The organism is Pedobacter foliorum, assembly GCF_013266735.1.
Classification (GTDB): Bacteria; Bacteroidota; Bacteroidia; order Sphingobacteriales; family Sphingobacteriaceae; genus Pedobacter; species Pedobacter foliorum.
This window is the reverse complement of sequence record NZ_JABSNU010000008.1, coordinates 202,029-214,348: the sequence shown is the minus strand read 5'-3', so window position 1 is coordinate 214,348 and position 12,320 is coordinate 202,029. Positions and strand designations below refer to the sequence as shown.

General features: G+C 37.4%; 9 protein-coding genes. 5 read left to right on the top strand and 4 right to left on the bottom strand.

Going from position 1 to position 12,320, the window contains the following annotated elements; all coding sequences use genetic code 11:
- Window positions 1-133: 133 nt before the first annotated feature.
- Window positions 134-1,156 (top strand): IS110 family RNA-guided transposase, encoded by a 1,023-nt coding sequence (locus HQN83_RS17015; RefSeq protein WP_173091572.1) that lies wholly within the window; start codon window positions 134-136, stop codon window positions 1,154-1,156.
- Between the two features lie 159 nt (window positions 1,157-1,315).
- Here the strand turns inward: HQN83_RS17015 and HQN83_RS17010 are convergent, their stop codons facing one another.
- Window positions 1,316-3,820: a S9 family peptidase gene (locus HQN83_RS17010; RefSeq protein ID WP_173091570.1), complete on the bottom strand. Its 2,505-nt coding sequence runs from the start codon at window positions 3,818-3,820 to the stop codon at window positions 1,316-1,318.
- A gap of 132 nt (window positions 3,821-3,952) precedes the next feature.
- Here HQN83_RS17010 and HQN83_RS17005 point away from each other — a divergent pair, with 132 nt between their 5' ends.
- Entirely contained in the window at window positions 3,953-4,837 is an 885-nt protein-coding gene (locus HQN83_RS17005) for a polysaccharide deacetylase family protein (protein ID WP_173091568.1), read from the top strand.
- Window positions 4,838-4,869: 32 nt separating this feature from the next.
- Entirely contained in the window at window positions 4,870-5,724 is an 855-nt protein-coding gene (locus HQN83_RS17000) for a polysaccharide deacetylase family protein (protein WP_173091566.1), read from the top strand.
- Between the two features lie 2 nt (window positions 5,725-5,726).
- On the opposite strand, the gene HQN83_RS16995 is transcribed toward HQN83_RS17000, so the two are convergent.
- The 3 genes from HQN83_RS16995 to HQN83_RS16985 form a co-directional block, all read right to left on the bottom strand.
- Complete coding sequence (locus HQN83_RS16995) at window positions 5,727-6,134, bottom strand: 3-oxoacyl-ACP synthase (protein ID WP_246254533.1); 408 nt, start codon at window positions 6,132-6,134, stop codon at window positions 5,727-5,729.
- Between the two features lie 48 nt (window positions 6,135-6,182).
- Window positions 6,183-6,761: a nitroreductase family protein gene (locus tag HQN83_RS16990; RefSeq protein ID WP_173091562.1), complete on the bottom strand. Its 579-nt coding sequence runs from the start codon at window positions 6,759-6,761 to the stop codon at window positions 6,183-6,185.
- A gap of 108 nt (window positions 6,762-6,869) precedes the next feature.
- Window positions 6,870-7,439, bottom strand: a complete 570-nt coding sequence (locus HQN83_RS16985; protein WP_173091560.1) for a hypothetical protein — start codon at window positions 7,437-7,439, stop codon at window positions 6,870-6,872.
- 151 nt (window positions 7,440-7,590) lie between these two features.
- On the opposite strand from HQN83_RS16985, the gene HQN83_RS16980 reads away from it, so the two are divergent.
- Both HQN83_RS16980 and HQN83_RS16975 read left to right on the top strand, forming a co-directional pair.
- Window positions 7,591-9,219 carry an ABC-F family ATP-binding cassette domain-containing protein gene (locus HQN83_RS16980; RefSeq protein ID WP_173091558.1) on the top strand — a complete coding sequence of 543 codons (1,629 nt, stop codon included), beginning with the start codon at window positions 7,591-7,593 and terminating at the stop codon, window positions 9,217-9,219.
- A gap of 186 nt (window positions 9,220-9,405) precedes the next feature.
- Window positions 9,406-12,276, top strand: a complete 2,871-nt coding sequence (locus HQN83_RS16975; RefSeq protein ID WP_173091549.1) for a sugar-binding domain-containing protein — start codon at window positions 9,406-9,408, stop codon at window positions 12,274-12,276.
- Window positions 12,277-12,320 lie beyond the last annotated feature (44 nt).

Genomic DNA, 12,320 nt, shown 5'->3' with positions numbered 1-12,320 from the left:
TATAGCATGATGAAATCCGCTGCCGTGTTTTCCCTTAGTGGCCATATAACAATTAGGGTAATACCCATTATTAAGGACTTGGACCGATGGGGCAAAACTGTTAGGTCTTGCTACAAAATTATAATTTAATACTATGAATGCGAACAGCAAATTTTTCATTGGCATTGATGTCTCAAAACCCTTCTTCGATGCTTCCCTGATGGTAGTTACCGATCACCAGAAACAAGCTATTGAAACAGCACGTTTTGATAATACCCTGGATGGACTTAAAGCCTTTTTTAAATGGCTTAAAAGCTTCAAGGTAGCTATGGATCAGAACACCTTAGTGGTGATCGAAAACACAGGCATCTACCATCGGCTGATCTGGTCTTTTTGCAACAAAAAGGGGCTGTCTTTGCATATTGGCAATGCTGCCCACATCAAATGGAGCTTTGGTATTGCCAGGGGTAAAAACGACAAGATAGATAGTATCCGTCTATGCAAATATGCCTGGAAAGAAGCCGACACATTGAAAGCCTCACCCGCCCTAAATCCTACTCTAATGCAGCTGAAAGACTTTATGGCTTCCAGATCAAGACTGCTTTCGCAAATCAATAGTAATAAACAGTATATCAAAGAACTTAAAAATATTAATGATCCTACGGTGCAAAAAGCAATAGAGCAAGCTCACAAAACAGCGATCAAAGGCATTGCCGGATCTATCAAGGATATTGAAGCTCTGATTCATAAAATCATAGCTGAAAATCCAGAGTTAAAAAACAACTATGACCTGCTGATCACTGTACCTGGCATTGGTCACCTAACCGCTGTTTACCTGATCTGCTGTACGACTAATTTCTCCGCTAAGATCAGTGGCAAGCAGCTCGCCTGTTATGCTGGTGTTGTACCGTTTGAACATAGTAGTGGCATCAGTATAAAGGGGCGAAACCGCGTGCATCATATGGCCAATAAAGACCTGAAAAAGATGTTTCATCTTAGTGCCTTATCGGTCATACAATACTACCCTGAGTTCAGGACGTATTATAACCGTAAAAAGGAAGAAGGCAAACATCCCATGAGCATCTTAAACGCAATACGAAATAAGATCGCTCTAAGGGTTGTAGCGGTTGTGAACCACCAAAAACCCTATGTAAATAACCAATTAATTGCTGCATAATATCTTTATAAATTATATTAAAAAAATACTTGTATGAGTCATAACAATCATCCTGAATTTATTTCAGCATCTCGCACTAGCAAGGTTTTCTTTCTCTTGAGAGATGCTGAAATAAATTCAGCATCATGACGATCGATTAAATTTGGACACCCCTTTTTACTATTTCTTCTGTTCCACTTCCCTATCCATTTCCAGAATATTTACCTGATCTGATTGAGAAAAGTCACCTATCAGGTATTTATTAAAGTGATCTGCAAGTTTCCAGAAACCATACTCAGTTAAATCACCAAAAGCATGCCTCTGTCCTGGCATAATCACAAACTCGAATCTTTTGCCTGCTTTCATTAAAGCATTAGCTACCCTAATGGTATTTGCCGGATGTACATTATTATCTACATCACCTGTCATCAATAGTAAATGACCCTTCAGATTTTTAGCTAGATCAGGGTTCTTATCTATGCTATACTTAAATGTTGTATCTCCTTTAGCAGAAATAACCTCTTTTACACCATGGTGCTTTTCACTCCACCATCTGTTATAAATACTATTGTCATGATTTCCGGCATTTGATACCGCAGCTTTAAAGAAATCGGGATAAACCAACATTGCTGCCGTTGACATAAAACCACCACCTGAATGCCCGGTAATACCAACTCTGCTTGCATCAATGTAAGCATACCTATCAGCTAACTGTTCAACCGCAGCCTTTTTGTCAGCCAAACCATAATCACGCAGATTTCCGTAACCATAAGTATGGTACCACTTAGATCTGGCAGGATTACCGCCCCTATTACCCACAGTAATTACTACATAGCCAAACTGTGCTAAACGATCTGTTCTATCCATGCTTTTGCTAAATGACTTATTAACAACCTCTGTTTGAGGGCCTGGATACACATATTCAATAATCGGATACTTCTTATTAGGATCGAAATCAAAAGGCTTATACATTACACCGTAGATATCAGTGATCCCATCATCAGCCTTTACCTTAAAAGGTTCCGGGAACTTATAACCGGTTGCCATCAATAAGGAAAGATCAGCAGTTTCCAAATCCATTACTTTTTTACCGGTATTGTCCATCAATACTGATTTAGGAACGGTATTAACTCTTGAGAAGTTATTTACAAAAAACTTATTCTCATCATTCATATTTACGGCATGATCAAAATCACCGGAATTCAATAACTTAATTCCCGATCCATCAAAATTGATACTATATAAGTGCAGGTAGTAAGGGTCTTCTTTCGCTTCTCTACCATTTGCTGTAAAATATAGCACTCGGTTTTTTTCGTCAATTTTCACAATATTCTCGCAGTGAAAAGCACCCTTAGTAATTTGATTTTTCAATTTACCATTACCATCAAACAGGTAAAAGTGCGCCCACCCATCTCTTTCCGACCAGTGAATAATTTCTTTTCCGTCATTTACCAACCCTGGACGGTTAATTTCTACATAAGTATTAAAACGTTCGTCAATTACCGGAGTTACAACATCTGTATTGATATCTACAGTACATACATCAACTCTTTTTAAATCTCTGCTGGTACGCGAAAAGTAAATCTTGCTGTTATTACCTAACCATATAGATGGCCTAAATTCATTGTCACGATCTTTATTCAAAGAAGGTGCTCCCCAAACTGATACACTCTGATCTTTAAATGCAGCCGTATTCAATTTTTTAAATGATTTATCGGCGAAATTGAATAGCAATAACTCATCAATTGGAGCTTCCGGCTCACCGGGCATCTGATATTTATAGGTTTCTAATGTCGGCCTACCTCCGGTTATGTTATTTACAACCCAAAGGTCCTTTACCTTCCGAGAGTCTGTTCTGTCGAGCACAAAATACTTAGCGTTTGGCGACCATAACACATAAGCCCCACGTCTCTTTTTATTGTTTTTCTCTTGTTCTTCGTTATTCTCACCATCTCCATCACTACCATATGAATAAAATTTAACCCCGTCTTTGGTTAACTGATGCTCAACTATAGTACTGTCTTCTTCATTTTTCACTGCCTTTTTATAGTTCTCCTTATCCATCCAGTACAAGTTATAATTGCGGCTAAATATGATAGCAGAAGAATCTGGAGCTACAGAACCCCATGATGGCTTTGCTTTAGGTTTGGTGTAATTAGGAACCTCGGTAAGCTTTGCACTTGCAATATCATAATTGAAATAGAATACTTTTTTCTGCATTGAATCCGCATCTTTTTTATCCTTACGATCCTTTTTCAATTCATCAATGGTACTCTTCACCTCAAAACTGATCTGTTTTTCATTGCTTGAAAATTTAAGATTTTCCAATGGTAGATGCTGAGCATCAAATGGGTCACGAATAATTGTAGTTATTTCGGAAGCCAGTTTTGCATTATCAAAGATTTGCTTTTTGTTTTTTGCGATGGGATCTACCAGATACCATAGTTTTCCATTTGGCGTTTCGTACTCATACCAAAAGCGATTGCTTAATTTTAGCCAATGCGGATCAACAGCAGTTGAGTAAACAATCTTTTTAAGTTTGTTGGGCGAAAATCTGGAGGCAAGCTGGTAATTTGCCTTAGGTGCCGCGGTAATAGTTTCTGTTATTGTAAAGGTTTTAGTTTGCGAAATAGCACTAAAACCCACACTAATAAGTAATAAAAATACGATGTAAAGTTTCTTCATTTGAACTGTTAATTAAAACGCCTAAATTATTGATTAATACTAAAGAAGGAGAAATCTTTATTTGTAATAAATATGATAGTTAATACAATAAAATAGCCGTTGATTTCATAGTTTTGCCACAAATACTTATAAATGAAACAGCATCTTCTACCCCTACTAGCTGCAGCAGCAATTTTTACGGCCAGCTGTCAGTCTAAATCTCAAACTAACACTGATAATGCAGATGTTAAAGATACTTTAGCGCAAACTTCATCAAAGGAAGAAGTACAAGGCGAAAAAATTGATGTAAGCAAGATTAAGGTTGCTGATGCTAAAACCATACTTGCGCGTAAACAAGTTCCTATTCTATGTTACCACCAGGTTCGTAACTGGAAACCAACAGATGGCAAGGTGGGCAAAGACTACATCGTTGAAATACAAAACTTTAAAGATCAGGTTAAAATGCTTGCCGATAGCGGTTATCATTCTATACTACCGGATCAATTATATGCTTACCTGAATACGGGCGCTCCATTGCCTAGTAAGCCCATCATGTTTACCTTTGATGATACCGATATGGATCAGTTTACAATTGCTGCTCCAACCTTAAAAAAATACGGGTTTAAAGCAGTTTATTTTATCATGACCGTATCTATTGGCCGTAAAGGTAAATTTGTTGACTACATGACTAAAGAACAGATAAAACAGCTTTCTGATGAAGGAAATGTAATTGGCAGTCATACTTACGACCATAAGAATTTCAAAAAATATACTGGTAAAGATTGGGAAGAACAGTTAGATAAGCCGACTAAAAAACTGGAGGAAATTACCGGTAAAAAGATGACTGAATTTGCTTATCCATTTGGTTTATGGAATGCTCAAGGTTTCCCTGAATTAAAGAAACGTGGATTCAGAATGGCCTTCTCTCTTGCTGATAAACGTGACCAAAATGATCCATTATTTACCATAAGAAGAATTATTGCAAGTGGATACTGGAGCCCTAAAACGCTACACAACAGCATTGTAAAAAGCTTCTAATACTATTTAAAGGTAAAAATAATCGTTCTAAAATGAAGAGATCCTTTTTAAGTCTATGCACTGTTTTACTGATATTAGCTTCAGGGTGCGTAAATACTAGTCTTAGTGAAACGGCTTCGGCAACAGGAAATTCTAAAACTGAAAAGGACACCATAGATACTGGTGCTAAGGCTAAAAAAGAAGCCACTGCTACAGAAGTGCTCAGCAAAAAGGAGGTACCTGTATTGTGTTATCATCAAATTAGGGATTGGAAAGCCAGTGATTCCAAGCGTGCTCATGATGACATCATTCCTCCTGCTAATTTTAAGCAGCACATTAAAATGCTTGCCGACAGTGGGTATCATACCATTTTACCTGACCAGCTTTATGATTACTTAAATTATGGAGCTAAACTTCCGGAGAAACCAATCATTATTAGTTTTGATGATACGGATCTGGATCAATTTACTGTTGCAGCACCTGAACTAAAAAAATACGGTTTTAAAGGCGTATTCTTTATCATGACCGTATCTATTGGAAGGCCGCGATACATGAGTAAAGCTCAGATCAAGACACTTTCAGATGAGGGCCATGTTATTGCCAGCCATACCTGGAATCATAAAAACTTTACTCAGTTTACTGATGAGGATTGGGCGATACAAATAGATAAGCCCACGAAAACACTGGAAACCATTACCGGTAAAAAAGTAGAATATTTTGCTTACCCTTATGGGGTTTGGAAGCCGGAAACTTTACATAAGTTAAAGGAGCACGGATTTAAAGCGGCTTTCATCTTGTCAACCAAAAGAGACGAGACTAATCCGCTTTTCACTATCCGACGCATTATTGATCCAGGAACTTATACCGCTAAGAACCTTAACAATAGTATAAATAAGAGTTTTAAATAGCTTTAGGCTACAGCCTCTACAACAAATTTCTTGTCGTTAAAACTAAATGCATCCCCTTTCTTCTTATCCAAAAGCAATTTGCCAATGGGAGATGAAGGGGATATAGCAAATATAGCCTTACCATCAACAGTAAGCTGACCTGCACTAACACTAATGTAAAATGTACCGTTGTTGGTATATACAAGACTACCGTGCTTTATGATTTCAGAATCATGATTTACCTCAATAACCTTTAACAGTCTTAAATTCTCTTGTGCATCCATAAGAAGACGTTTATTTCTGTCAATATCTTGCTGCATCATTTCTCTGCTGGTTTCATATTTATCGCCTGCGCTGCTTTTAGTATCATCGTTACTAGCTTCGCGTGCTTGTTGCAATGCAACTTCAGCAGTCTGGATTCTTTGTTCCATAAAATTCAAACAAAGACGGTATAGTGTTTCTTTAATATCCTGCATAAATTATGATTCTATCCATTTAATCTTATCTTCTATTGGACCACGTTGTGCCTCTCTGGGTTCTTCATTATGATATCCCATGTAAAAAAGGCCAAAACATTTCTCCTGTTCCCCTAAGTTAAGATAATACTTCAGATCTACAATCATTCCCGGTGAACTCCAATATGCTCCAACATTTAAGGCCTCAGCCGTAAGCGCCATATTCTGAACCGCGCAGGCAAGCGCTGCAAGCTCTTCCCATTCTGGTACTTTATCTGAATTTAATGCCGCGTTTAATGTAATTATACAACTTGCCTGTCCTGCCTTTTCTAAAATGCTATCGTACTTCTTTTGTAAAAACTGATTAGCCGGAGTAGTTTCCTTATATAAACGTGCAAGCTCCTGGCCAAGCTTAGCCTTACCTTCATTTCTGAAAACTATAAATCGCCACGGTTGCGTTAACTTATGTGTAGGTGCGTAGTTAGCACTATCCAAAATTTGTTTTATTACTTCAACAGGTACCTCCTGTTCAGTATAACTTACAGGAAAAATGCTCCGTCTCCGTTTAATAATCCTGCTTAAAATATCTATTTCTTGTTCCATTCCCATAATCTCTACCAAATGCTATGCTAATTTTTTAAAAAGCACATAAGTCACAAAAATAGAACTTATGCCTTAGTGAAGTGTTTGCGTGATGTAATAGTTTCTATACTAAACGGTCTTTGGGATTCTTTTTAACTGCTTCCTGATTTGCTTGGCCCGACCAAAAAAAGCAACGCTTTCAATATCTACCAAATGATCTATTGTTTCCAACAACTCATCTTTAATCCAGTCATATCTGGGAGCAAGGTTTGCCAGGGTTTGCATGCAATGCACTTTAGTGGCTACCAATACCTCAGTATCTACCAGCCAGGTAAACAAGACATCAACAATAGGTTCAAAATCTATCGTTGCTACCTTTTCCTTGTAAATATCATTAGCCTTCCTATCAGTTATTAGAGCAATAATTTTGGCATAATGACGCATAGCCGATGGGTTTTTCTGTTTATCCAGTAAGAACATAAGTTCCGCTATGTGTTCAATAAACACATCTGGTTTATGGGTAGCAAAATATTCCAATATCCATGCAGATCTAAAAGCAACTTCCTTTTTCTTATGAAAACTAATAGCTAGTAAATCAACCACTTTCACGTCATTACTTTCAACAATGCTGGTTAAGTTGGCCACCATCTGAAACTCCATCGAAGCACCTAGTCTTGCAATTAACTCTTCCTTGTTCACTTAAATTGTATTAAAAATCGGTTTCTGATTTTCTAATTTAGAAATTTTGAACTTCAAACTTATATAAAACCAACAAGCATTCCCCGATATAGCTAAAAATCTTAATGATTTTATAAATTATGCCTACCTTTGCGACTTATTTTTCAGCAATATGATTTCAGTTTCTAATTTATCACTCCGTTACGGAAAACGCACTTTATTCGAAGATGTTAACCTAAAATTCACTCATGGCAACTGCTATGGTGTAATTGGTGCCAACGGAGCAGGTAAATCAACATTTCTTAAAATTCTTTCAGGCGAGGTAAATCAAACTACAGGTAGTGTAGCTTTTACTCCCGGAGAACGAATGGCAGTTTTAAAACAAAACCACTATGAGTTTGATGAATTTACCGTAATTGAAACTGTAATGATGGGTCATAAGGAATTGTATGACATCATGAAAGAAAAAGATGCCATCTATTTAAAAGAAGATTTCTCTGATAAAGATGGTGAACGTGCAGGCGAATTGGAAAACAGATTTGCCGAAATGGATGGCTGGAACATGGAAAGCAACGCTGCTACCATGCTTAGTAACTTAGGTATTAAAGAAGAACATCACTATAAGCAACTAAAAGAACTTGATGGTAACCAAAAAGTACGTGTATTATTGGCACAAGCTTTATTTGGAAATCCGGACATCTTATTACTGGATGAGCCTACCAACGATTTGGACATCGATACAATTGCCTGGTTAGAGAATTTCTTAGCTGATTATCAAAGCATCGTATTGGTGGTATCTCACGATAGGCACTTTTTAGATGCGGTTTGTACGCACATCGTCGACATCGATTTCAGCAAAATGAGTATTTACTCTGGTAACTACTCTTTCTGGTATGAATCAAGTCAGCTTGCATTGAAACAACGTGGTGATCAGAATAAAAAACTGGAAGAGAAAGTTAAAGAGCTTCAGGAGTTTATTCAGCGTTTTAGCGCCAATGCTTCTAAATCAAAACAAGCAACTTCGCGTAAAAAGGCTTTAGATAAAATCGACATTTCTGAGATTAAGGCATCAAGCAGAAAATACCCTGCCATCCTGTTTAACAACCTTGGCAGAGAGGCTGGCGATCAGATTTTACAGGTAGAGAACCTTTCATGCACTTTAAATGGTGAAGTAATGTTTAAAAACATCAACTTCATGGTTAATAAAGGTGATAAAATTGCTGTCCTTTCTCAAAACAGTCTTGCTACTACTGCATTTTATAATGTATTAACAGGTCGTGAGAAAAACTATACAGGTGAATTTAAGTTTGGTATAACTATTAATACTGCTGATATACCTAACGACAACACTCCTTATTTTGAAGGTAAAGACGAAAACCTTGTTGACTGGCTTCGTGAATATTCAGGTACTGATCAGGATGAGCAATTTGTAAGAAGTTTCCTTGGCAGAATGCTTTTCTCTGGAGAAGAGGTACTTAAAAATGTAAAAGTACTATCAGGAGGTGAGAAAATGCGTTGCATGTTCTCTCAAATGATGTTAAGACACGCCAACCTTTTAATGTTTGATGAGCCAACGAATCACCTTGACCTTGAATCTATTACTGCATTAAACAATGGTTTAAAGGATTTCAAAGGAACGGCTCTATTTACTTCACGAGATCATGCATTAACTGAGTCTGTGGCAACACGCGTCATTGAATTGACTCCTAATGGAACAATTGATAAAATGATGACTTACGACGAGTATATTACAAGTGAAGATGTTGCAGCTTTGCGCGCTTCATTATATAAAACGAAATAGAGAAAACCTCTTATTTCATTAAAAAACAGAAAGGCCATTTTGTGATATCGTATCACAAAATGGCCTTTCTGCTTATTAGCTTTATAATCATTAACTTATTTAGTAAAATAGTCCATCTTTTTTAACAGTTAATCCATCCAAATTTCTAATAAAACCTCAAACTTTATACCATCCAAATGAACCCTTATGAACAGATATTTCCAGAGTCTTCAATTTATCCTTTTAGCACTTCTACTCACAACGATTAATGCCTTTGCTCAATCAAAAAAAGAGAACAAAGACCGTATTGACCTTTCAGGCACATGGTCATTTCAAACAGACTCACTTGATAAGGGAGTTTCGGAGAAATGGTACACCCGTAAGTTAAACGAAGAGATTAAACTTCCGGGATCGATGACTACAAATGGTAAAGGAGATGAAGTTTCGACGAAAACTCCATGGGCTGGGGATATTCTGGATATGTCCTGGTTTAAAAATGACGAATATGCAAAATATCGTCAGCCAGGAAACATCAAAATCCCTTTCTGGTTGCAACCAACTAAATATTACAGAGGTGCTGCTTGGTACCAAAAGACAGTAAATGTTCCAGCTTCATGGAAAGGTAAACACATCCAGCTTTTTATTGAAAGAAGCCATTGGGAAACTACAGTATGGGTTGATGATGTAAAAATAGGCATGGAAAATAGCCTTGGAACAAGTCACTTGTTTGATATTGGCAGCAAATTAACTTCAGGAACACATCGATTAACCATAAGAGTTGACAATCAAATAAAAGACATTAATATGGGTGACAATGCCCATAGTGTTACTGATCACACACAAACCAACTGGAATGGTATGATCGGTGAGTTAAGTATGAAAGCGCGACCTCTGGTTTTTATTTCTGATGTACAACTCTATCCTGATATCGATAAGAAGCAGATTCTGGTAAAGATTGAAATTACCAACACAACAGGCAATTCAAAGGACGTATCAATAGATTTGATGGCTTCGACCAATAAATCAGGCGCCGAAAAACTAAAACCGTTTACAAAAAGCCTGAGTGCTAAAGAAAATCTACAAGTTATAGAAATAACTTACCCGATGGGAAGTAATCCCCTATTATGGAATGAATTTCACCCTAATTTATACAACCTTAATGTAACATTAAAGCAAGCCGAGTCAAAAGAAGCAGATAGCAAACAAATATCATTTGGCATGCGCGATTTTAAAGCAAAAGGTACTCAGTTAAGTATAAATAATGATCTGATTTTTCTGCGTGGAACTTTGGATTGTGCTGCATTTCCTAAAACAGGTTTTCCACCAACAGATGTTACCTCATGGACAAAAATTTTAAGCCAGGTAAAGTCATATGGATTAAACCATGTTCGATTTCACTCTTGGTGCCCACCGGAAGCCGCATTTACAGCAGCAGATAAGTTAGGTATTTTTGTACAGGCAGAATGTTCTGCATGGTCTAATGGCGAAAAAGGAGCAGTAATTGGAGATGGGAAGCCGCTAGACAAATACATTTATGAGGAAAGCGAGAGAATGGTTAAGGCATACGGTAACCACCCTTCATTTGTAATGATGACCTATGGAAATGAACCAGGTGGTAAGAACATGGTAAATTACTTAACCGAGTTTGTGAACTACTGGAAAGTAAAAGATAAAAGAAGACTATATACTACCGCAGCAGGATGGCCAGTAGTAGAGGCCAGCGATTTCAACAATACTCCTGACCCAAGAATTCAGGGTTGGGGCGCAGGATTAACCAGTATCATCAACAAGGGAGCGCCAAGATCAGATTATGATTGGACTGGTATCATTTCTAAATGGAAACAACCTACAGTTAGTCATGAAATTGGTCAGTGGTGTGTCTATCCTAATTTTAGAGAGATTAAGAAATATGATGGAGTATTAAAAGCTAAAAACTTTGAAATATTTCAGGATAAGCTTAAAGAAAATGGAATGGAGAAGTTAGCAGATAGCTTTGTTCTGGCTTCAGGAAAACTTCAGGCACTATGTTATAAAGCTGATATTGAAGCTGCACTACGCACTCCTGGATTTGCAGGCTTCCAGCTTTTAGGCCTAAATGATTTCCCCGGACAAGGTACAGCTCTAGTAGGCGTTCTTGATCCATTCTGGGAGGCAAAAGGCTATATAACTGCTACCGAATACAGTCAATTCTGTAATTCAGTAGTGCTTTTAGCCAGATTTCCAAAAATGAATTACACCAATGATGAGGAATTGGTAGTCCCATTAGAAATAGCAAATTTTGGAGACGGACCAATAAAAAAATCAGTAATAAACTGGAGTATCCAATCAGAAAATGGAAATAAACTATTCAGTGGGAGCTTCACTAGCGACGGTATTCCTTTAGGAAACGCAATAAAACTGGGCACAATAAAGCAACAGATCAAATCAATCACAAAAGCACAACGTCTGATTTTAAAAGCTAACATAGGAAGTCATGCAAACCAATGGGATATATTCGTGTACCCCACAACTTTACCCGAATCTGCAAACAGCGTTGTGGTAACACAAACACTGGATACAAAAGCTATTGAAGCACTTAATGAAGGTCGGAACGTACTGCTTACCTTAAAAAAAGGAACAGTTAAGCCTGAAATGGGTGGCAGTGTACAGATTGGATTTTCTTCTATATTCTGGAATACAGCATGGACACGCAAGCAACCACCAACTACTTTAGGTATCCTATGCAACCCTAAACACCCTGCGTTGACAGACTTCCCTGCTCAATATCATAGCAACTGGCAATGGTGGGATGCCATGACGCATTCTAGTGCCATCAAACTTGATGCAGTTGCCCCTCAATTAAATCCAATTGTAAGGGTTATTGATGACTGGGTTACTGCTACCCCACTTGGTTTAGTTTTTGAATGTAAGGTTGGAAATGGCAAATTGATGGTTTCTTCTATCGACCTGATTTCTAATCAGAATACACGTCCTGAAGCAAGACAATTACTTTATAGTCTCAAAAAATATATGAGCAGTTCTAATTTTAAACCATCAAACACAGTTGATTTGGTAAAGATACAAGGTCTTTACAACTAAACATTTTATAGCAATTGGCTTGAATAAGGAACTAGTTAAAATGA

Excerpts from the sequence above, each read along its gene's own strand:
- HQN83_RS17005 (WP_173091568.1), top strand. The coding sequence starts at position 3,953 with ATGAAACAGCATCTTCTACCCCTACTAGCTGCAGCAGCAATTTTTACG.
- HQN83_RS17010 (WP_173091570.1), bottom strand. The coding sequence starts at position 3,820 with ATGAAGAAACTTTACATCGTATTTTTATTACTTATTAGTGTGGGTTTT.
- HQN83_RS16975 (WP_173091549.1), top strand. The coding sequence starts at position 9,406 with ATGAACAGATATTTCCAGAGTCTTCAATTTATCCTTTTAGCACTTCTA.
- HQN83_RS16980 (WP_173091558.1), top strand. The coding sequence starts at position 7,591 with ATGATTTCAGTTTCTAATTTATCACTCCGTTACGGAAAACGCACTTTA.
- HQN83_RS16995 (WP_246254533.1), bottom strand. The coding sequence starts at position 6,134 with ATGGAACAAAGAATCCAGACTGCTGAAGTTGCATTGCAACAAGCACGC.
- HQN83_RS16990 (WP_173091562.1), bottom strand. The coding sequence starts at position 6,761 with ATGGAACAAGAAATAGATATTTTAAGCAGGATTATTAAACGGAGACGG.
- HQN83_RS17015 (WP_173091572.1), top strand. The coding sequence starts at position 134 with ATGAATGCGAACAGCAAATTTTTCATTGGCATTGATGTCTCAAAACCC.
- HQN83_RS17000 (WP_173091566.1), top strand. The coding sequence starts at position 4,870 with ATGAAGAGATCCTTTTTAAGTCTATGCACTGTTTTACTGATATTAGCT.